This window comes from Bradyrhizobium sp. 613_E4_N2_2, assembly GCF_052075995.1.
Lineage (GTDB): Bacteria > Pseudomonadota > Alphaproteobacteria > Rhizobiales > Xanthobacteraceae > Bradyrhizobium > Bradyrhizobium barranii.
In genome coordinates, this window is sequence record NZ_CP197234.1 from 5,292,028 (window position 1) to 5,312,150 (window position 20,123).

The following is a 20,123-nucleotide window of genomic DNA, read 5'->3' on the forward strand; positions in this document are numbered from 1 at the left end:
GAAAGTCATCCTCGTCCGCACCTGCAACCCGGAGGCTCGCGATGTTCGGAGTGCTTTTTGAACAGGCGGCAGACGGCCAGCGCTATATCGACTGGCTTCTGTCGGGTCTCGGTTGGACCCTGGCTTTGGCCTTCTTCGGCTGGTGGATCGCCTTCGGCATCGGCGTGTTCGTCGGCGTGGGCCGCACGGTCCAGAATCGTTTCGTCTCGATTCCGGCCCGGCTCTACGTCGAGATATTCCGAAACATCCCTGTCCTGGTGCAGATGTTCCTCTGGTACTTCGTTTTCCCGGAGGTGGTGCCGACCGCGCTCGGAAATGCCATCAAGCAGATGCCGCCGCCTTGGGCATCGTTCTTCCCGGCGCTCCTTTGCCTCGGACTCTACACGGCGTCTCGGATAGCCGAGCAGGTCCGGGCCGGCATCGAAGCGCTTCCGAAGGGGCAGATCGAGGCCGCCAACGCTCTCGGCCTCAGCGGCTACCTCACCTATCGCTACGTCGTCGTGCCGCAGGCTCTGCGCCTGATCGTGCCGAGCCTCACCAGCGAGGTGATGGGAATATACAAGAACACCTCCGTCGCACTCACGATCGGCTTGATGGAGCTGACCGCACAGGCGCGCCAGATCAGCGAGGCAACGTTCCAGACATTCTCGGCCTTCGGCGCGGCGACGATCATCTATCTTTGCCTGGCGCTGGTTGCGTATCAGATCATGACGCTCATCGACAAGGCCGTCAGGATTCCGGGTAGCGCCCCGGTGAAGCTCACTGCTGAACAGGATCTCGCCGCCGACATGCAGCAAGGCAGCGCTCTGCCTGGCGCCATGGAGACCGTGAAATGAATACCCTCGATTTCTCGATCGTCGCGCAGTCGTGGCCTTATCTCTGGTCGGGCCTGCTGTTCTCGCTTTCGCTCACGGCGGCCGCATTCGCCATCGGTATGGTCCTCGGAACCTGTCTTGCGCTGGTACAGCACTTCGAGGTCCCGGTGTTCGCCCAGATCGTCCGCGGCTACGTCGCGATCATCCGGTCGATCCCGTTGATCCTCGTCCTCTTCTGGTTCTTCTTCCTGGTGCCGATCGTGCTTGGGCACCTGAGCGGCAACGGCCGCCCGATCCCGATCGGGGCGACCTACACGGCGTTCATCACCTTTGGCTTGTTTGAAGCCGCCTACTACTCCGAGATCATCCGCGTCGGACTGCGGGCCGTGAACAAGGGGCAGTTCGAGGCCTGCCAGGCGCTCGCGCTGTCGACCTACGACACCTATCGCCATGTCGTTCTGCCGCAAGTCCTTCGCGTGGCGAGCCCGATCATCCTGAGCCAGACGATCATCCTGTTTCAGGACACGTCTCTCGTTTACGTGCTGTCGTTGACGGATCTTCTGGGCGCGGCTTCCAAGCTCGCTCAGCTCAATGGACGTCTCGTCGAGATGTACCTCGCCGTCGCGGTGGCCTACCTCGTCATCAGCTCGGCGGCCTCCCAGTGCGTCGCCACCCTTCGCAAGCGATATGGCCTTGCCACGGCACGATGATCATCGGGATACCAAACGGCCTCGTATTTGGGAGACGAACATGCCTCAAGCGACTGTCAGCAATGCCACGCTGCCCAGTGCAATCGTGCTCGTCGAGAACGTGATGAAGCGATTCGGCGCATTCAATGCGCTGAACGACGTCAATCTTAGGGTCGGCAAGGGCGAGAAGATCGTGCTGTGCGGACCTTCGGGCTCCGGCAAGTCGACGCTCATCCGGTGCATCAACCATATCGAGAAACACGACGGCGGCAGAATCGTCGTCGACGGTGTCGAATTGAGCAACCGCATGGCCGACATCAACAGCGTGCGCTGCGAGGTCGGGATGGTCTTTCAGAGCTTCAACCTCTTTCCGCACCTCACGGTCGCCGAGAACTGCATGCTGGCTCCGATCAAGGTTCGCGGCATATCGCAAGCGGAAGCGCGCGATCGCGCACTCGGCTTGCTGCGGAAGGTCCGCATTCAGGATCAGGCGGACAAGTATCCCGCACAATTGTCGGGTGGCCAGCAGCAACGCGTCGCCATCGCGAGGGCGCTGTGCATGCAGCCCAAGATCATGCTGTTCGACGAACCGACGTCTGCTCTCGACCCCGAGATGGTCAAGGAAGTGCTGGACACCATGGTCGAGCTGGCGCGAGATGGAATGACGATGGTCTGCGTGACGCACGAGATGGGATTCGCCCGCGAGGTCGCCGATCGGGTCGTCTTCATGGATCGCGGAAGCATCGTGGAGGAAGCGGATCCGGAGACATTCTTCCGGGCTCCGCGCACGGAACGGGCGAAGGGCTTCCTGAACCAGATCATCCACTAGGATTCCGCCCGGCCGAGACCAGGCGCCGTCGGTGACGGCAGCTGCGACGCGTTCGTCCACGGTCCCCCGCTTCGAGACATATTGCCATTAGACTCCCCGCCGCAAACGTGGAGAATACCCCCGCACGTTACGTGCGCAGTGCACACCAAGATGCGCCAGGGGAAACAAAATGCCGGCTGCCTTCCCGTCCTCCCTACCCACCATCCCGACCGCTCCTTTGACTGCCCGGATGCGCGATGCGTTGCGCGCGATCGTCGGTGAGAAGGGCCTGATCGAGGACGAGCACGGCAAGCAGCCGTTCGTGACGGATTGGCGCGGATTGCTGGTTGGCGGCGCGGGCGCCGTCGTTCGTCCTGGCAGTACCGAGGAGGTTTCGAAAGTCGTCCGGCTTTGCCATGAGCACGGCGTCGCGATCGTGCCGCAGGGTGGCAACACCGGCCTGATGGGCGGGGCCACGCCCTGGCCGGCGCACACCGGCATCGTGCTGTCGCTCGGCCGCATGAACCGCGTGCTGGACGTCGATGCCGTCGGTTACGCGATGACGGTCGAGGCCGGCTGCGTTCTCCAGACGCTTCAGGAGACCGCAAGCCGTCACGACAGGTTCCTGCCCCTCAGCCTTGGCGCCCAGGGCTCATGCATGATCGGCGGCAACCTGTCGACGAACGCCGGCGGCGTGCAGGTGCTGCGCTATGGCAATGCCCGCAATCTCGTCTTGGGGCTCGAAGTCGTGCTGGCCAACGGGGACGTCTGGGACGGACTGCGTGCGCTCAAGAAGGACAACACGGGCTACGACCTCAAGCACATTTTCATGGGCGCCGAGGGAACGCTGGGCATCATCACGAAGGCCGTCCTCAAGCTATGGCCGGCGCCGAAGGACGTCTGCACGGCGTGGCTGGCGATCCGCGATCCGCGCGCAGCGCTGGAGATCCTGTCCGAAGCCCATGCTGCGTCAGGGGACAATGTCGGCTCCTGCGAGCTGATGAGCCGCAGCGCCATCGACATGGTGCTGCGCCATATCCCCGGCACCCAGGATCCTCTCAAGGCGGACACGCCATGGTACCTCTTGCTTGAATGGTCGTCCTCGCGGGCCCGGCAGGACGGGACCGAGGGCATGACCGAGAAGCTGGAGCAGTTTCTCGCCGATCAGCTCGAGGCCGGCCGCGTGCTCGACGCGGTGATCGCGCACACCGGAAATCAATCGCGCAACATGTGGCGCATTCGGGAAAGCGTCGCCGAGGCCTCCCGTGCCGAGGGGCCGGGACTGAGCTACGACGTGTCGGTGGCCATCTCCAGGATTCCCGGCTTCATCGACCAGGGGCTCAAGGCCGTGCTCGACATTCTCCCGACCATTCGCCCCTATCCCTTGGGGCACATCGGCGACGGCAATCTGCATTTCTCGTTCATGGGCCCCAAAGGCATGGATCAGCAGACGCTGACCCAATATTCGTCCGCCATCACGCGGGCCGTGAACGATCTCATCACCTCGATGGGCGGCTCGATCTCGGCGGAGCACGGCATCGGCATCGACAAGCTCGACGAGCTCAGTCACTACCGCTCGAAGACCGAGCTCGACATCATGCGCACCATCAAGCGCGCGCTCGATCCGCAAAACATCATGAATCCGGGCAAGGTGCTGCGGCTGTGATCGACGCCGGACAGCCTCGTCTACAACGATGCCTGCCTTCGCGCGACCTCCACGCGGGCGCCGTAGTCGGACTGGCCAACGGAGAAGTGAAAAAGACTGAGAGCGTCTCCGGTCAGGACCGCGTCGCCGGACGTGAGATGATTGAGGCCAACCCAGCCATCGCGCATCCAGACCACCCCGCGCTTGACGTCGTCGGTGACGCAGGCCTTTGCCGCGAACTCGCCCCGCTGATTGTAAATCCTGATCGCATCCCCGTTGCTGAGCTGACGCGCCTCTGCATCCACCGGCGATATCCAGAGTTGCGGGGCGACATTGTGCTTTGCCAATGCCGGGAGAGCCTGGCCCTCGTCATAGAACGAATGAAAATGTGTCAGCGTCCTTCCGAAGCTCAGCGACAACGGATAGGGCGAAGCCTGGTCGCCGCCGTGCACCGGAAGTGGCGGAAGCCCGAGCCTTGCCGCCTGCGGCGAGCAGAATTCGATCTTCCCGGACGGTGAATCGAATTTCCGATCCGCATAGGCGACCGCGGGCACGTTAAGAGGCAAAAAGCCACCGGCAGCGCGCAGCGACGCAACAGTCGCATGGCCGGTTGTCGTGTCATTCAAGATGACATCGATCACCTCTTCGATCGACGCCCACGGAAAGAAGTCAGCAAGCCCGAGGGAGTCTGCCAAAGAACTCAGGATTTCATAGATCGGGCGCGTCTCTCCCTCCCGCTCCAGTGCACGCTCCATCAGATAGAGGTGCGTGTTCGTCACCTTAAATCCCAATTCCTCGAGCCAGGCGGTTCCAGGCAACAACACATCGGCGAAACGCCGCGCCGTTTCATTCATGAACAGATCGACGCAAACGACCAGACCCGTCTTGTCGAGACCATGGGAGATTTCACCGGCGTCCGCGAAGGACGACAGCATGTTGGTCCCCAGCAGGAGCAAAACCTTGAGCTGCCCGTCGGACAAGGCCTTTGCGATGTCGGGCATTTGATTGGCAACATAATTGCCCGGCGCGCGCGTCACACCCGTATTCAGATTGCACATGGCCGCACTGTGGGCGCCATGACGTGGGCCGAGACCGCCGCCTCCAACCCCAAAATTGCCGGTCAACGCCGGCAGACAGCTGATCGCACGCGCCGCGTGCCAGCCGTTGGCACTCTTGTGCATGGAGCTGCCGCCGAGAAGGATCATGGCTGGTCGCGTGGACGCGTACGCTCTGGCGAACGACGCAATCTGGCCTTCCTCAAGACCGGTCTCGGCTGCTGCCCAGGCCGGCGTGAAGGATAGAACGTGAGACGACAATTCCGCGAAGCCGACGGTATGCGCTTCGATAAACTCAGAGTCATGGAGCTTTTCAGTGACGATGACGTGCATGACGGCCAAAGCGAACGCAGCGTCCGATCCAGGGCGGATCAGGAAAACTTCATCCGATTGAGCCGCCGCTTCCGTTCTCCTTACATCGATCGTGATGACTTTTGCCCCGCGACGCCGAGCCGCGACGATATGACGGGCGGTATTGGGCTGACTCGAAATGTTCGCGCCCCAAAGCACGATCATGTTCGAGTTCTCAGCCATATCCTCCTTGGTATTGACCTTGAGCGCGCCCGTCAGACCCACTCCAAAACCGCCAAGCCCCCAACAGACCATTGCAGGATGCCAGTTCTGGCATCCATACATATGCGCGAAACGCTGCATCAACTGCACCGTCACGGCACTGCCCACGGTGAAGCCGCCATGTCCCGCCCATAGACCCACCGCCTCGGGCCCAGCCGACCGCATCCGCTTCGCCATGAAATCCAGCGCCTCGTCCCAGCTTACGCGGCGCCAGATGTCGGTGCGGCGATCGTCGCGAATCTGGGGGTAGAGCAGTCGCTTCGGATTGCCGAAGATCTCGCTGGTCGCGCGCCCGCGAACGCAAAGAAACCCGGCACTGTCCGGATTATCCTTGTCTCCGCTCAGCGTCTTGAGCCGACCGCTCTCGACCTCAACCTGCATTCCGCAAAACGTCGGGTGGCAGTTCATCGGACACATGGTGCGGACGATCTTCGCATCGACAGCCGACATGAGCGAGCCCTCCCGGTCTCATTCCCGAGATGATCTTATCAGAGACGGGATAGGTCGGCAGCCCCAATGAGTTCCCCGTTCGCGCCGCTACGGCCGTATCGTCATGTTCTCCGGCGGACGCCGGTGACACACGACCAAGTCCGCTACGGCGCCTCCATCGCACTAACCCACGGCTTCATTCGCCGTTGTTATTCGACACGCCAGCGCTATTGTGCGCGGGCGGCGCAGCCGCGGCATTCATCCAATAATTCAGATTATGGGAGAATCGCATGAAATTCATTACAACCTGGAGTGTACCTCAAGGCACCTTCAATGCAGCCGTCAGCCGTTTTCTGGAAACCGGCGGAGCGCCACCCGAAGGCGTCAAGATGCTGGGCCGGTGGCATGGCATGAACGGACAGGGATTTGCGATCTCTGAATCGAGCGATCCAAAGGCGATGTATCGCTGGCTCGCGCAATGGGCTGACCTGCTCCCATTGACCGTCACACCCTGTCTGGAGGATGGCGACGCGGGCGAAGTGATGGCCTCGCTGCCCAAGCGCTAATCGTCAATCCTCATGTCGCTGCCGCTGAAGACCGGCGGCAGTGACATCCCCGGCGGGTCTAAAATGTCGATCTGTCCGGCCGAAGGCGTGGCCGTTTCCGTGGCGGCTTACAACGAATGTGTTTGCGGGTATTTCGATAGGGCCGTCAGTGACGGCCGCGATTCCTTTAGCGCTCAGGTGGCGGGCGTGGAATCACCCATTGCTCGAGGCGATCGATTGATGCCTCCCGTTCATGCTGGCCCAGCCAAATCGTAAAGAGAACCAGCGCGGCGGCGAGAGCCCCGATGCCGAAATACAGGTTCCTCATGCGCGTTTGAATGCACAGCGCCGGAAATGGTTCCACGCATCACGACTTGCACCGCGCCGCTCCACGAGGAGCGAAGCGACGAAGCAATCCAGACGGCCTCCGCGGGTAAAGTCTGGATTGCTTCGCGGAGCCTGTCATCGGGGCCTCGCTTCGCGCGCACCCGGTTGCTCGCAATGACCGCAACCTACGGTCTGATCGTCATGTTCTCCGGCGGCCCCGCCTTCCGCAACGGCTCGGCCAGCCTCGCGAACTCGCACAGCAGCGACCGCGTCTTCCGGGGATCGATGATCTCCTCGACCCAGAATTTTTCGGCCGAGCGGAACGGCGAGCGTAGCTTGTTCAGCCGTTCCTGGATCTCGTTGAGCTTGCCCGCCTTGTCCTCGGCCGCATCGATGTCGGCGCGGTAGGCGGCTTCGATGCCGCCTTCGAGCGGGAGCGAGCCCCAATAGGCCGAGGGCCAGGCGTAGCGGATCGAGAAGCGGTCGGCGGGCTGATGCACCACGCCGGCGACACCGAAGGCGTTGCGGAGGATCACGGTGCACCAGGGCACGGTGGTCTGGTTGACCGCGGCCATGGCGCGGACGCCGTGGCGGATGGTGGCCGCCTTCTCGGCATCGAGGCCGATCATGAAGCCCGGGCAGTCCATGAGATAGACGATCGGCAGGTGGAAGGTTTCGGCGAAGTCGACCCAGCGCACCACCTTCTGGCACGCGTCCGCGGTCCAGGAGCCGCCATAGTGGAAGCTGTCGCTCGCAAGCACCATCACCGCCCTGCCCTCGAGCCGGGCGAGACCGACGATGATTGGCTTGCCGAAATTCTTGCCGACCTCGAAGAACGAGCCCTTGTCGACGACCTGCTCGACGATCGGCCGCATCTTGTAGACCTGCTTGCGGTTGCGCGGCACCGCGTTCATCAGGGCTTCTTCGGTGCGCTCCGGATTGTCGATACAGGGCAAGGTCGGCGGCAGTTCGTAGACCGATGACGGCAGATAAGAGAGGAAACGTCGCGCGCAGGCGAACGCCTCTTCTTCCGTATCGACGGCGTGATCGACCGCGCCGGCGCGAGTCTGGATGTCGGCGCCGCCGAGCTCCTCCTTCGAGAGGTCCTGCCCGAGCGCCTTCACCACCGGCGGCCCCGCGACGAACATCGCGGACTTCCGGGTCATGATGGAATAGTGGCTGGCGGCAAGGCGCGCCGCGCCAAGGCCAGCGACTGAGCCCAGACCGAGCGCGACGACCGGCACGCGCGACAAATTCTCCGTCGTGAAGCGATACCAGCGCGTGCCGCCGATGCCGCCCGGCAGATTGGCCGCGCCCTTGGTCTCGATGGTCTTGACCGAGCCGCCGCCGCCGGAGCCCTCGATGATGCGGACGATGGGCAGCCGGAAATCATGCGCCATCTCCTCCGCCATCAACGGCTTGGCCGAGATCGACGCATCGGCCGAGCCGCCGCGGACGGTGAAATCGTCGCCGACCACCACGACCGTGCGGCCTTCGACGCGCGCGCGGCCGAACACGCAGTTCGCCGGCGTCAATTTCTGCAGCTCGCCGCTGGAATCGTACTCACCGATGCCGGAGACGGCACCGATCTCGTGAAAGCTACCGCTATCGATCAGTCTGTCGATACGCTCCCGAACAGTCAGTCGGCCCTGGTCATGCTGACGCTTGACCTTGTCAACGCCGCCCATCTCCCGCGCGAAGGCTTCGCGCCGGGCGAGCTCGTCGAGTTCCGGCTTCCAGTTCATTCACTCCCTCCGAATTGATCGGCTTGTTATTGTTATGCACGGCCATTGCGACCGGTTTGCGCGAGATGCGGTTGTTGAAGACGTCGCCTTCCGCGCCCTCCATCAGGCTTCCGAGCGAGCGGCCGAGCGCGACCATCAACGGCGCGACTTCGGCATGCAGACGCTGCTCGTCATACATCGACGACAACAGCCCGATCGTGATGACGACGAAGGTCTGGTATTGCGGCGACCAGATCGGCACCGCGAGGCCGTTGATGTGCGGGCTCCACAGGCCGCAGGCCGTGACGTAACCGCGCTCGAGCAACGACTGCCTGTTGGCCTCGATGCGGGGCCGCAGGATTTTCGCAGCCTCGGGGGCTTCCCGTTCCATGTCCGTAATGAAGGCATCGCCGACTTCAGGCGCTAGCGCCGCCGTGTAAGCCGCGCCCGCGGCCGTCGAGGCCATCGAGATGCGGCTGCCGGTGCCCTCGTGTAGGCCGAGCGCCGAGGCCGAGCGCGCGAACTGCAGATAGACCAGATGGAAGCGATCGGGGACGACGAAGCCGACAGTGCCTGGCAATTGCTCGGCGACTTCCTGGAGCCGCTGCCGGATCATGCTGCGCAGCTGCGCGCCCTTCATCATCGAGGCGCTCATCGCCACCGCGCTCGGGCCGATGCGATATTTCTGGTCGCGCGGCAGGTACACGAGTTGCCCCATCCGCGTCAGCGTGTGCGTGAGCCGCGACACCGTCGAGCGCGGCAGGCCGCAGCGATTTGAAATCTCGAGATTGCCGAGCCGGGCCTCATGGCCCTCGAAGCATCGCAACACGTCGAACGCGCGCGACACCACCTGGATGACATCACCCTCGCCGGCATCGCCAGCGAGCGCACCTTGCCTGCTTAACCGCTCCGATCGTCGTCCCATGTTCCCTACCGTTCGTTCCGCTCTGCGGAATTAAATTCCACTTGCAGACGACGCTACCTCAGGCATTTTGCGACGACAACAAAAAGGCGATGGCATGCCAGAAATTAAGATCGTCACGGAGGTCGCGGGTCGCATCTGCGCAACTCCCGTGCAAGTTGGAGGAACCGTTGCTGATGGCGATGACGTTGTAGTCGTCGAGGCCATGAAGATGGAGATACCTGTGCCCTCGCCCGCGAGCGGCACGATCACATCGCTGCTCGTCAAGCTCGACGATGTCGTCGCCGAAGGACAGGCGATCGCGATCGTCGCGAACTGACTGCATTACCCGTGGCTTCCGCGACAATCTGTCTGCCTCATCGCCGCGTTCGCGGTACGGCGTTGCCATCGCCTGATCGCGATGACATGATCTGTTTCAAACAAAAATCTGTTTCAAACAAAGAATGAAACTCTTCGCGGCAAACGCGAGGATCATTGGAGGGAAACATGCTTCGTGGGCTGACCATGCTCGCGCCTGCCTTGGTTGCGGGCATTTCTTTTGCGTCTACACGCTATGCAATCGCCGAAGACATCAAGCTGCCGGCAACATTGACGTTCACCGCCTATGACACCGGCACCGCCGGCTTCAACATCGCGGTCGGCGTCGGCAAGATGATGAAGGACAAATACGGCACCGATGTGCGCGTGCTGCCCGCAGGCAACGACGTCGCGCGGCTTGCACCATTGCGCGCCAAGCGCGCGGCGTCATCCGCGATGGGATCTGGCACCTATTTCGCGCAGGAAGGCGTGTTCGAGTTCGGCTCGAAGGAATGGGGCCCGCAGCCGCTCCAGATCATGCTATCGAGCGTCGATTGCAATTGCGGTTCGCTTGGGGTCGCAGCCGATAGCGGCGTGAAAGATCTGAAAGACCTGAAAGGGAAGCGCGTCGGCTTCGTGGTCGGCTCGCCCGCGTTGAACCAGAACTCGCTCGCGGTGCTCGCCTTCGCAGGCCTAACGCAAAAGGACGTCAAGGTCGTCGAGTTCGCGAGCTACGGCGCGATGTGGAAAGGCCTGATCAACAACGACACCGACGCCGCCTTCGGCACCACCATCACCGGCCCCGCCAAGGAAGCCGAAACCTCGCCGCGCGGCCTGGTCTGGCCGCCGCTGCCCGCCAAGGACAAGGAAGGCTGGGCGCGGATGCAGAAGGTCGGCTCGTTCTTCTTCCCGCAGACCGCAACCTGCGGTGCCGGCATCACTCCGGACAAGCCGATCGAGCTCGGCAACTACCCCTACCCGATCTTCGTCGCCTATGCCTCGCAACCGGCCGACCAGATCTATGCGATGACCAAGGCGATGATCGTCAGCTACGACGCGTACAAGGACTCCGCGCCCGGCGCCGGCGGGCTGGCCGCCGACCGGCAGACCAAGAACTGGGTGGTGCCAGTGCATCCCGGCGCGGTAAAGGCCTTGAAAGAGGCCGGGCAATGGTCTGACGCTCAGGACGCCCACAACAACAAGCTGTTCAAGCGGCAGGAAGTGCTCGGCGCCGCCTGGGCGGACTACGGCAAGTCCAATCCGCCGTCGGACGAAAAGGCCTTCCTCGAGGGCTGGATGAAGGCGCGCGCCACGGCGCTGGCCAAGGCCGACATGCCGAACGGGTTTGACTGACCGTCAAGCTGCCTGCCGCAGAACTGTTTTAGGAGAGCGCCGATGTCAGAGACTGCGGCAGCGCCGGCGACGAAGGTTGAGTTCGCAGATCCGCATCTCGGCGCCGCCGCCGACTTGCAGGAAGCCGAGGTCACGCGCGTCCGCACATTGAAGGGCGCGTGGCGCTGGGTGCTGATGGCGGCCACCGCAGCCACCATTCTGTTGTGTGTGAACCAGCAATTCTCGCTGCGGTTCTTCATCGACTACACCCAGCTCAACACCGAATATTTCTACCTGCTGATCGCGTTGATGCTCCCGTTCACCTTCCTGATCTTTCCGGGATCGGAGAAGGCGCCGCTCGACCGCATCCCCTGGTATGACCTGCTGCTGTTCGCCGCGACCTTCGGCTCGGCGATCTGGCTGATGCTCAACATCCGCAAGGCCGCGCAATTCGGCTGGGAGTTCGATGGCGCGCCTGGCAACGTCATCGCCGCCGGGCTCGTGATGTGGTTCGTGCTGATGGAGGCGCTGCGGCGCACCGGCGGCTGGAGCCTGCTGCTCAGCGTGCTGCCCTTCACGCTCTATCCGCTGTTTGCGGACTCTTCCTGGCTCGGGCCGTTCCGCGGCACGCAGTCGACGCTGCAGCAGACCACGTCCTATCACATGCTCTCCGGTGAGAGCCTGCTCGGCATTCCCATCCAGGCCTTTGCCGACACCGTGATCGGCTTCCTCGTCTTCGGCACCGCGCTGATGATGACGGGCGCGGGCAAATTCTTCATCAACATCGCCTTCGCGATGTGCGGCACCTTCCGCGGCGGCGCGGCAAAGGTTTGCGTGTTTGCCTCCGGCCTGCTCGGCACCGTCGGCGGCAGCATCGTCTCCAACGTGCTGACGGCGGGCACGATGACGATCCCTGCGATGAAGAAGACGGGGTTCACGCCGTCCTATTCCGGCGCGATCGAGGCCTGCGCCTCGACCGGCGCCGTGCTGGCCCCGCCCGTGCTGGGCGCCACCGCCTTCGTCATGGCGCAGTTCATGAACACGGGCTATGCCGACGTCGCGCTCGCCGCGACCATCCCCTCGATCCTCTATTATGTCGGCCTGTTCGCGCAGGTCGACGCCTATGCCGCCCGCCACAAGCTGAAGGGCCTGCCACGCGCCGAGCTGCCGCGCTTCTGGGACGCTTTCAAGGAGGGCTGGTATTATCTCTTCGTGATTGTCGTGCTCGTGGTCATGCTGCTGTATTTCAAGCGCGAGAGCCACGCGCCGTTCTACGCCTCCGTGCTGCTCGTGATCCTGCATCAATGGTCCGGGCCGGCGCGCTGGAGGCTCGGCAATACGCTGGTGCTCGCCGGTTCGATCGCGGCAACGGCTGCGATGTTCTGGTTCGGCGTGCTCAACGCCGCGCTGTGGGGCATGTGCCTGCTGGCAGCACTGAACGAATTCTTCCCCGGCAAGAACTGGGGCGGCGCGCGCTGGCTGCATTTCCTCGAACTCAACGGCAAGACCTTCGTCGAGCTGATCGCGATCCTCGCCGGCTGTGGCCTGCTGATCGGCGCCTTCTCGCTCACCGGCGTGATCTCGAGCCTCGCCAACGACCTGCTCAGTATCGCCGGGGGCGATGCCTTCCTGCTGCTGATCATGTGCGCCATCACCAGCCTGATCCTCGGGCTCGGGCTGACCACGACCTCCTGCTACATCTTCCTGGCCATTCTGGTGGCGCCGGCGCTGGAGAAGCTCGGGCTCAACAAGATGGCGGTGCACATGTTCATCTTCTACTGGGGCATGCTGTCCTCGATCACGCCGCCGGTGGCGATCGCCTCCTTCGCGGCGGCCGGCATTGCCGGCGCTCCCGCGATGAAGACGGGCTGGGAGAGCATGTGGGTGGGCAGCATCATCTATTTCATCCCGTTCTTCTTCGTGCTCAATCCGGCGCTGCTGCTTCAGGGCAGCAACCCGTATCTGGAGGCATTCGGGCTGACCGGACTTGCCTGCTTCGGCATCGTCTTCATCTGCGGCGGCATCCAGGGCTACCAGGCTTTTGTCGGCGACCTTCGCGGCGCGGGCCTGATGGAGTGGCCTTTGCGGGTGCTGCTGGTGATCGGCGGTTTTGTCGTGGCCACCCCGGGCGGCGGGATCATGCCGCTGTCGCAGATGCAGGTCACGCTGCTGGGCCTCGCGATCCTCGTGCCCACGGTTTTGATCGCCCTGCTGCTGGTCCGGCGGCAGGCCGTGGTGCCGGACGGGTTGCGCGTGCCCTGATTGCGTTGCACAAAGACAGGCGATGACAACGCTTTCGCCTCTCGCCTCCGCCTGGACCCGCTCGAAGCCGCCCTTGCTGCGGTTTCTGGGCAATTGTCTCAACGAATTCTCGGCCGAGACCTCCGGCGCCGTTGCCGACTACATCCCCGAGCTGAGCAAGGCCGACCCTGCCCATTTTGGCATCAGCCTCGCGACCCTGGACGGCCATGTCTACGAGGTCGGCGACAGCCGGGTGCCTTTCACCATCCAGTCGATGTCAAAGCCGTTCGTGTTCGCGCTGGCGCTGGACCTCCTGGGCGCCGGCCGCGTCGAGAGCGCGATCGGCGTCGAGCCCTCGGGCGATCCCTTCAACTCGATCCGGCTCAATTCCGAGAACCATCCGTTCAACCCGATGGTCAATGCCGGTGCCATCGCCTGCACCGGGCTGATCTACGACAGCAAGGGCCCGGAAGCCTTCGAGCAGATCCGGCTTGCGCTCAGCCGCTTTGCGGGGCGCGATCTCGCGGTGGACGAGGCCGTTTACAGCTCGGAGAGCCAGACCGGCGACCGCAACCGCGCCATCGGCTACCTCCTCAAGACCAATGCGGTGATCTCGGACAATGTCGCCGGCGTGCTCGACGTCTATTTCCGGCAATGCGCGGTGCTGGTCACGGCGCGCGACATCGCGGTGATGGCGGCAACGCTCGCCAATCGCGGCGTCAATCCCGTGACGGGCGAACAGGTGCTGACGCCCTACGCGATCTCGCGCACGCTCTCGGTGATGACGTCGTCGGGGATGTACGACTACGCCGGCGAATGGATCTACCGGATCGGCATTCCCGCCAAGAGCGGCGTCGGCGGCGGCATTCTGGCCGCACTCCCTGCCCGCCTCGGCCTCGGCAGCTATTCGCCGAAGCTCGACAAGCACGGCAACAGCGTGCGCGGCATCAAGGTCTGCGAGGCGCTGTCCTCGCATTACGACCTGCACATGCTCAACCGCAGCGACGACGCGCGCAACGCCGTCATCGCCGACTACGACATCGGCAAGAGCCCGTCGCGGCGCGTGCGCCGGCCGCAGGAGCGCGAGATTCTGGCCGGGCATGAGCAGGAGGTGCGGGTCATCGAGCTGGTCGGCACGCTGTCGCTGTCGGCCGTGGACTATGTCTCACGCCGGCTGGCCGGACAGCCCCGGCCGCAAATCGTGATCTTCGATCTCCACCGCGTCACCTCCACCACGCGCGCCGGCGCGCGGCTCGTGGCCGAGGCGTTCGAGGAGCTGGCGGCGCTGAACGTGACCGTCGTACTGTCAGGGGTCAGGCGTGCGTCGAAGGAATGGGACAGCCTGCGGGAATGGACGGCGGAGCTGAAGAACGTCCGCGACTTCTATCTGCTCGACACCGCGATCGAATGGGCCGAAGACCAGATCGTCTACCGCTATGGCGGCTCGATCGATTTCCACGAGACCACCGAGCTTGCCGAACAGCCGCTGCTATCGGGCATGAGCGAGGAAGAGCTGACCGACCTCGCCTCGATCTGCACGATCCGGACCTTTCCATCCGGGGCAAAGATCATCACGACAGGCGACCCCGCCGATTTCCTGTTCTTCCTGCGCAGCGGCGCCGTGCATGTCACCCTGCCCGACGGCGTGCGGCTGGCGACGCTGACCGCCGGCATGGCCTTCGGCGAGATGGCGCTGCTGGAGCCGACGCGTTCGGCTGACGTGTTCGCTGACATGGCGGCGACCGCATTCGAGGTGCCGCTGAAGGATTTCGAGCGCTTCCGCAAGCAGCACCCGAGGGCCTCCGAGCGCATCATGCGCAATCTGGCGCAGCTCCTCGCCGACCGCCTGATCGTCGCCAATGCCAAGGTCGACATTCTGACGTCGACGTGAGCGCGCTGATCCGGGTCAGCGGCTCGCCGCTTCGCTCAGCCGTCGCTTGATCTTGGCCGCGCTCGCCTTGAGCAATTCGGACGGCTGCTGGCCGGTCGCGGCGCACAGGCACGCCCAGTAATAGATGACGTCGCCGAGCTCATCGACGAGGCCCGCCTTGTCGAGCCAGTCATCGCGCAGCAGCTTCTTGATGTGGTCGGCCACCTCGCCGGATTCGCCGGCGAGGCCGAGCCCGAGATAGGACAGCCGCTCGTTGGACGGATGCTCATCGACTTTCGCAATGCTCGCGGCCCAGACCGCGTATTCATCGATCGTCATCGGCAAACCTCGCCATAGTTTTTGGATCAGCCCACCACTTCCGTGACGGGCTGGAGGTCGATTTCAAAAGTCTCCAGAAATTTCGAGGTCATGATGTAGAAGCCGACCGAAAGCTGGAGCTCGACCAGCGCGGCCGGTGTCAGCTTCGATGCGATCGCCTTGAACGTCGCATCCGTCGGCTTCTTCAGCTTCACGATCTCGTCGGTGAAGGCGAGTGCGGCGCGCTGCACCTCATTGAAGCAGGTCGCGGCCTGCCAATTCTCCAGCGCTTCGTTCTGCTCGTCGGTGACGCCGACATTCTTGCCGATGCGCTTGTGCGCGACGATCTCATACGGCGCCTCGCACAAAATGCCGGTGCGGGTGATCGCGAGCTCGCGGACGATGGGATCGAGCTCGCCCTTGTGGCGGATGGCTCCGCCGAGCCGGCAATACTGCTCAAAATAGCTCGGCGAGTGCGCCATCATGCGGAAGATGTTGGCGTTGCGGTTCTTGTCGAGAATTTCGCGGGTGCGGTCGGACGCCTTGATCGGGTCGCTGTAGTTGATACGGGCCATCAGTCACCTTGGGTCTTGGTCTTGTTGTCGTTTTTTCGAGCAGAGGTCCCAAGAGTATTCTCGCACCGGCCCAAGAGCAACATCGTCGCGTGAGGTCATCCCCCTTGTGCGGGGGCCTTCGGCACCGGGAATGGCGTCGAATCGGCGAAGCGCCTGACGATGTTGGTCACCAGCAGGGCCGCCACGTTGTTGTAGCCGTCGACCGGCAACGCGCCGATGAAATTCATCGAGCCGACGGAGAACACCGCGCCGCCATTCGGCGTCTCGAAAAAGGTCAGGTCGGAGCGGATGATGTCCTCGCGCGATGCCGGCCAGGTATGGTCGTAGCGCTCTTCGTTGACGGGCTGATAGGTCGGATCAGTGAGGACTGCGCGGCCGACGATGATCGCATGATGCGGGGTGCCAAGGCGCATGTCCGCCCGATCCAGCTCGTGACCCGCCGCGCCGCCGCCCATGAAGCCGCGCTCGCCAAGCTTGGCACCGGGCTTCGCCAGATCCTCGATCCCCTCGCGCATGAAGGCGACGCGGGAATCGAGAATGCCGTCGAGGAAGGTGTAGGGGAAACCCATATACTCCCCTTGCGTGCTGAAGCCGACGCCGACCAGCGCCTGCGGCGGGCGGCCGAGCCGCCGCCAGAGGCCGCCATAGGACCCGTCGAACGCGTGATAGCTCTCGCCGGGCAGCGTTTCCCAGAGCCGGATGCCGCCCTCGGCGCGGCGCAGCTCGAAAGCCCAGGTGCCTGTCGCATGCGGCACCACTTTCCAGTAGAAGCCGTTGCCGCCGAGATACATGAAGCGGCCGCCATTGCCGAGATAGGCGCCGAGCGCGTCGAGCGTCTCATGGGTGTGATATTCCGGATGCTGCCCGGTCAGAACCACAGAATATTTCGACAGCAGATCGACGCCTTCGGCATGGACGTCGTGATCGGTGATAACTTCGAAGTCGATACCCTTGCGGGTCAGCAGATCGGTGATGGCGCTGTCGGCGGAGATCCAGTAGAGGCCGGAACCGTAGTCGCTGGGATCGACCAGATGGATCTGGTTCACACGCTTGTCGATCAGCGGCCGGCGCATCGTCGACATCACCACGCCGCTGCCGTCAGAGTGGAAGTTGTAGGGCGAGACGCCGTACTCGGGATGGCCGTCCGGCGCCTGCGCCAGCGCGCCCCAGGCCAGCGAGCGCTCCGTGATCAGGGCTTGCCTGCCCTTCTTCTGATACTGGCTGTAGACCGTGTAACTGAAGGTCGGCGCGAGAAAAGCCACCTTGGCCTGCGATCCCGGTATCCGGGCGCGGACATAGAAGACGATGTTGTCGCGCGTGCCATCCTTTTCGAGATGCAGTGCGTAGACGCCACTCTTCCAGTCCTCCGGCACGGTGAAGGTCAGCGACGGTTGCCAGCCGGAATCGCCGATATCGTCGTCGTGGAAATGGATCGCACCCCAGAGCTTGGGGTCTTCTGTCCAGCGATGCGTCACGCCGCCGGTCCAGCGCGACCCCGTCATCGCGCGCGTCGGCAAATTGATGCAGGTGCCGTGCGCCTTGGCAGCGCCGATATCGGTCGCGGAGTCGGTCGGAATGCCGATGGAAAAATCCCATTCGGCGATGGACGGAGCCGCCGTTCCAGAAGCCTGCACGGCGATGATGCCGTCAAGGCCGGTGCTGCCATCGGTGATACGCGGCCGCTCGATCTTGCCGTTGAAATGGTGGACTACGCCCCGGCCTGCGCGCTCCGCTGCAATCGCCGCCGCCCCCGTGCCGGCCAACGCGGCCTTTGGCGCGCCCAGCGATTTCGTCGCGCGCTCGTCGCGGTCGAGCCTGATCTTGCGCGGTGCCTGTGCGATCGCCAGCGATCCGGTTGCCGGGTCGAACACGCACGCGATGTCGTGCCACGCCCGCTCGGTGAGCCCGACGCCGGTCTCGACCTCGATGGTGCCCCCGCCGATCACGAGCCGGACGAAAGCGCCCGCCTTGCCGACGCCGAGCGTCAGCGAGCCGCCTGCGCCGGCCCAATTCAGCACGGCCTGCTGGCCCGCGGCCAGCAAGGTCGGCCAGACAGTGGCGGCAAAGGCGATCGGGCCCGCCGGCAGCGTCAGTGCTGATACATCGACCCATGAGCCCTTGGCGATGGTCTGCTCGATGCCATCGTGCTGGCCTTCCAGGTCCCACTTGACCGGAATCTCGCGATAGCCTGGTCCCCTGGGATTCGGGTCGCCACAGATGATGCGGGCGATCCGCGCCGAATAGCGGCCGCCGCCCTTGACCGCAATCATGAAGTTGATGTCGTCGCCGGAGCGCACGCTCCAGCGGTCCGCATAACCGGTGATCGGAAGCATCGAAAATCCCTCTTCAGGCGCCGCGCACGTTCCAGAACAACGGCAGGCCCTTGAGCATGCCCGTCAGGCTCTTCTTGTAAGCCGTCGGCTGATAGAAGACACCAAGCGGAACATAGGGAACATCGATGAAGCACTGCTTCTGCATCTCGACGCCAATCTTCGTTTGCGTGGCGGCATCGGGCGCGGCGAACCAGGCATCCCGGAGCTGCTCCAGCCTCTCGCTCTTTGCCCAGCCGAAGGTCGCCTTGTCACCGCTGCCGCGGATGAAGTTATGCGCCGAGGGGTTCAGCTGCGTGACGCCCGCAGAATAAGTGCAGAAGGCGCCATATCCGCCCTTGTCCGGTGTCTCGCGGTTGCCCATGCGCCGCAGCATCGAGCCCCAGTCCATCGCCGCGTAGTCGACATTGAAACCGAGCTTGCGGAAAAGATCGGCTGCGACTTCGCTCATCTGCCCGATGACAGGGAAATCGCCCGGCGCCATCAGCAGCACTTTCTCGCCTTTGTAGCCGGCGTCCTTGATGGCTTTGGACGCGGCGGCGATATCCCGGGGGCCGTTCAGCGCGTCCATGCCGGCATCGTTCGCCATGATGCCGCCGGGCGCGAAGAAACCGACCCTGTCGCGCCAGAGACTGGTGTCGTCGCCCGCAACCGCGGACATGAATTCCTTCTGGCTGATGGCGGAGAGCACCGCGCGGCGGATGGCCGGGTTGTCGAACGGCGGCTGCGTATGGTTGAAGCGCAGCACGCCGACATTACCGATGGGGTCGAGCAGTTCGACGGTCAGCGTCTTGTTGCCCTTCAGCTTCGGCAACAGGTCGACGATGGGCTGATCCCACCAGTCGATCTCGCCCTGCTGAAGCGCAGCCGCGGCCGTCGCGGGGTCCGGGATGACCTGCCACTCGACCCGGTCGAAATGCGCGATCTTCGGACCGGCCAGCAGGCTCGGCGTCCCCTCGGGGCGCGGCACGTAGCCATCGAAACGCGTGTAGACCAGCCGCGCGCCGGGCACGTGCTGATCGGCCTGGAATTTGAACGGACCGGAACCGATCAGCTCCTTGACCGGCGTGACGCTGTCGGTCTGCGCAAGACGTTCCGGCATGATGAAGGCGATGATGGCACCGACCTTGCCGAGCGCTTCCGGCAACAGCGGAAACGGTGACTTCAGACGCCAGCGCACGGTCTTGTCATCAGGCGCCGAGAGTTCGTCCACCAAATTGAGGAGCGAATTGCCGAAGGCATCGCGCGCGGCCCAACGTTTCAGGCTCGCCACGACATCGCGCCCGCGTACGGGCTCTCCGTCGTGGAATTTCAAGCCGTCGCGCAACGTCATCGTCCAGAGCTTGCCGTCGTTCTCGACCGTATGGCCGGCGACCATCTGCGGCTGAACCTGGAATTTCTCATCGACGCCGTAGAGCGTGTCCCAGATCAGGAAGCCATGGTTGCGGTTGACGAGGCCGGTCGTGATCATCGGATCGAGGATAGCCGCATCGGCCTGCGGCACGAAGCGCAGCACGCGCGAACCTTGCGCGCGGGCCAGCCGCGGCATCGCAAGACTAGAGCCCAGGGCGACGCCGAGACCGGCGCCCAGTGTGGATCGGAGCAGGTCTCGACGGCGCATGCAATGG

At 63.7% G+C, this 20,123-nt stretch carries 16 protein-coding genes; 9 read left to right on the forward strand and 7 right to left on the reverse strand.

Annotated elements, in window-relative coordinates:
- The first annotated feature begins 41 nt into the window (after positions 1-41).
- The 4 genes from AB7290_RS25670 to AB7290_RS25685 all read left to right on the forward strand — a co-directional run bounded on the left by AB7290_RS25670 (position 42) and on the right by AB7290_RS25685 (position 3,978).
- Positions 42-836 (forward strand): amino acid ABC transporter permease, encoded by a 795-nt coding sequence (locus AB7290_RS25670; protein WP_028146547.1) that lies wholly within the window; start codon positions 42-44, stop codon positions 834-836.
- Positions 833-1,525, forward strand: a complete 693-nt coding sequence (locus AB7290_RS25675) for an amino acid ABC transporter permease (protein ID WP_085401971.1) — start codon at positions 833-835, stop codon at positions 1,523-1,525. Before AB7290_RS25670 ends, AB7290_RS25675 begins: the two co-directional genes overlap by 4 nt.
- A gap of 40 nt (positions 1,526-1,565) precedes the next feature.
- Positions 1,566-2,333 (forward strand): amino acid ABC transporter ATP-binding protein, encoded by a 768-nt coding sequence (locus AB7290_RS25680; RefSeq protein ID WP_085401972.1) that lies wholly within the window; start codon positions 1,566-1,568, stop codon positions 2,331-2,333.
- Between the two features lie 169 nt (positions 2,334-2,502).
- Positions 2,503-3,978: an FAD-binding oxidoreductase gene (locus AB7290_RS25685; RefSeq protein WP_085401973.1), complete on the forward strand. Its 1,476-nt coding sequence runs from the start codon at positions 2,503-2,505 to the stop codon at positions 3,976-3,978.
- A gap of 20 nt (positions 3,979-3,998) precedes the next feature.
- On the opposite strand, the gene AB7290_RS25690 is transcribed toward AB7290_RS25685, so the two are convergent.
- Positions 3,999-6,035 (reverse strand): molybdopterin-containing oxidoreductase family protein, encoded by a 2,037-nt coding sequence (locus AB7290_RS25690; protein WP_085401974.1) that lies wholly within the window; start codon positions 6,033-6,035, stop codon positions 3,999-4,001.
- Between the two features lie 269 nt (positions 6,036-6,304).
- Between AB7290_RS25690 and AB7290_RS25695 the strand changes: the two genes are divergently transcribed.
- Positions 6,305-6,580: a DUF3303 domain-containing protein gene (locus AB7290_RS25695; RefSeq protein WP_038941960.1), complete on the forward strand. Its 276-nt coding sequence runs from the start codon at positions 6,305-6,307 to the stop codon at positions 6,578-6,580.
- A 491-nt stretch (positions 6,581-7,071) separates the two neighbouring features.
- Here AB7290_RS25695 and AB7290_RS25700 read toward each other — a convergent pair whose 3' ends face one another.
- The gene (locus tag AB7290_RS25700; RefSeq protein WP_085401975.1) at positions 7,072-8,631 is read right to left on the reverse strand and encodes an acyl-CoA carboxylase subunit beta; all 1,560 of its coding nucleotides are present in this window, start codon (positions 8,629-8,631) and stop codon (positions 7,072-7,074) included.
- The gene (locus AB7290_RS25705) at positions 8,561-9,535 is read right to left on the reverse strand and encodes an IclR family transcriptional regulator (protein WP_085401976.1); all 975 of its coding nucleotides are present in this window, start codon (positions 9,533-9,535) and stop codon (positions 8,561-8,563) included. Before AB7290_RS25705 ends, AB7290_RS25700 begins: the two co-directional genes overlap by 71 nt.
- A 94-nt stretch (positions 9,536-9,629) precedes the next feature.
- Here AB7290_RS25705 and AB7290_RS25710 point away from each other — a divergent pair, with 94 nt between their 5' ends.
- From AB7290_RS25710 to glsA, 4 genes are all read left to right on the forward strand, one after another.
- A complete protein-coding gene (locus tag AB7290_RS25710) occupies positions 9,630-9,851 on the forward strand; it encodes a biotin/lipoyl-containing protein (protein WP_014495968.1) in 222 nt (73 codons plus the stop codon).
- A gap of 167 nt (positions 9,852-10,018) precedes the next feature.
- Positions 10,019-11,182: a TAXI family TRAP transporter solute-binding subunit gene (locus tag AB7290_RS25715; RefSeq protein ID WP_085401977.1), complete on the forward strand. Its 1,164-nt coding sequence runs from the start codon at positions 10,019-10,021 to the stop codon at positions 11,180-11,182.
- A gap of 42 nt (positions 11,183-11,224) precedes the next feature.
- Entirely contained in the window at positions 11,225-13,423 is a 2,199-nt protein-coding gene (locus tag AB7290_RS25720; RefSeq protein ID WP_063983840.1) for a TRAP transporter permease, read from the forward strand.
- A 22-nt stretch (positions 13,424-13,445) separates the two neighbouring features.
- Complete coding sequence (gene glsA / locus AB7290_RS25725) at positions 13,446-15,293, forward strand: glutaminase A (protein WP_085401978.1); 1,848 nt, start codon at positions 13,446-13,448, stop codon at positions 15,291-15,293.
- Between the two features lie 15 nt (positions 15,294-15,308).
- On the opposite strand, the gene AB7290_RS25730 is transcribed toward glsA, so the two are convergent.
- From AB7290_RS25730 to AB7290_RS25745, 4 genes are all read right to left on the reverse strand, one after another.
- Positions 15,309-15,611: a nucleoside triphosphate pyrophosphohydrolase family protein gene (locus AB7290_RS25730; RefSeq protein ID WP_014495972.1), complete on the reverse strand. Its 303-nt coding sequence runs from the start codon at positions 15,609-15,611 to the stop codon at positions 15,309-15,311.
- Positions 15,612-15,637: 26 nt separating this feature from the next.
- The gene (locus AB7290_RS25735; RefSeq protein ID WP_028157706.1) at positions 15,638-16,165 is read right to left on the reverse strand and encodes a carboxymuconolactone decarboxylase family protein; all 528 of its coding nucleotides are present in this window, start codon (positions 16,163-16,165) and stop codon (positions 15,638-15,640) included.
- Between the two features lie 95 nt (positions 16,166-16,260).
- Positions 16,261-18,498: a N,N-dimethylformamidase beta subunit family domain-containing protein gene (locus AB7290_RS25740; protein ID WP_085401979.1), complete on the reverse strand. Its 2,238-nt coding sequence runs from the start codon at positions 18,496-18,498 to the stop codon at positions 16,261-16,263.
- 13 nt (positions 18,499-18,511) lie between these two features.
- Positions 18,512-20,116 carry an ABC transporter substrate-binding protein gene (locus tag AB7290_RS25745; protein WP_085401980.1) on the reverse strand — a complete coding sequence of 535 codons (1,605 nt, stop codon included), beginning with the start codon at positions 20,114-20,116 and terminating at the stop codon, positions 18,512-18,514.
- Positions 20,117-20,123 lie beyond the last annotated feature (7 nt).

Coding starts and splice junctions, on each gene's coding strand:
- AB7290_RS25715 (WP_085401977.1), top strand. CDS start 10,019: ATGCTTCGTGGGCTGACCATGCTCGCGCCTGCCTTGGTTGCGGGCATT.
- AB7290_RS25740 (WP_085401979.1), bottom strand. CDS start 18,498: ATGCTTCCGATCACCGGTTATGCGGACCGCTGGAGCGTGCGCTCCGGC.
- AB7290_RS25670 (WP_028146547.1), top strand. CDS start 42: ATGTTCGGAGTGCTTTTTGAACAGGCGGCAGACGGCCAGCGCTATATC.
- AB7290_RS25730 (WP_014495972.1), bottom strand. CDS start 15,611: ATGACGATCGATGAATACGCGGTCTGGGCCGCGAGCATTGCGAAAGTC.
- AB7290_RS25690 (WP_085401974.1), bottom strand. CDS start 6,035: ATGTCGGCTGTCGATGCGAAGATCGTCCGCACCATGTGTCCGATGAAC.
- AB7290_RS25735 (WP_028157706.1), bottom strand. CDS start 16,165: ATGGCCCGTATCAACTACAGCGACCCGATCAAGGCGTCCGACCGCACC.
- AB7290_RS25720 (WP_063983840.1), top strand. CDS start 11,225: ATGTCAGAGACTGCGGCAGCGCCGGCGACGAAGGTTGAGTTCGCAGAT.
- AB7290_RS25705 (WP_085401976.1), bottom strand. CDS start 9,535: ATGGGACGACGATCGGAGCGGTTAAGCAGGCAAGGTGCGCTCGCTGGC.
- AB7290_RS25680 (WP_085401972.1), top strand. CDS start 1,566: ATGCCTCAAGCGACTGTCAGCAATGCCACGCTGCCCAGTGCAATCGTG.
- AB7290_RS25695 (WP_038941960.1), top strand. CDS start 6,305: ATGAAATTCATTACAACCTGGAGTGTACCTCAAGGCACCTTCAATGCA.
- AB7290_RS25700 (WP_085401975.1), bottom strand. CDS start 8,631: ATGAACTGGAAGCCGGAACTCGACGAGCTCGCCCGGCGCGAAGCCTTC.
- AB7290_RS25685 (WP_085401973.1), top strand. CDS start 2,503: ATGCCGGCTGCCTTCCCGTCCTCCCTACCCACCATCCCGACCGCTCCT.
- AB7290_RS25710 (WP_014495968.1), top strand. CDS start 9,630: ATGCCAGAAATTAAGATCGTCACGGAGGTCGCGGGTCGCATCTGCGCA.
- AB7290_RS25745 (WP_085401980.1), bottom strand. CDS start 20,116: ATGCGCCGTCGAGACCTGCTCCGATCCACACTGGGCGCCGGTCTCGGC.
- AB7290_RS25675 (WP_085401971.1), top strand. CDS start 833: ATGAATACCCTCGATTTCTCGATCGTCGCGCAGTCGTGGCCTTATCTC.
- glsA (WP_085401978.1), top strand. CDS start 13,446: ATGACAACGCTTTCGCCTCTCGCCTCCGCCTGGACCCGCTCGAAGCCG.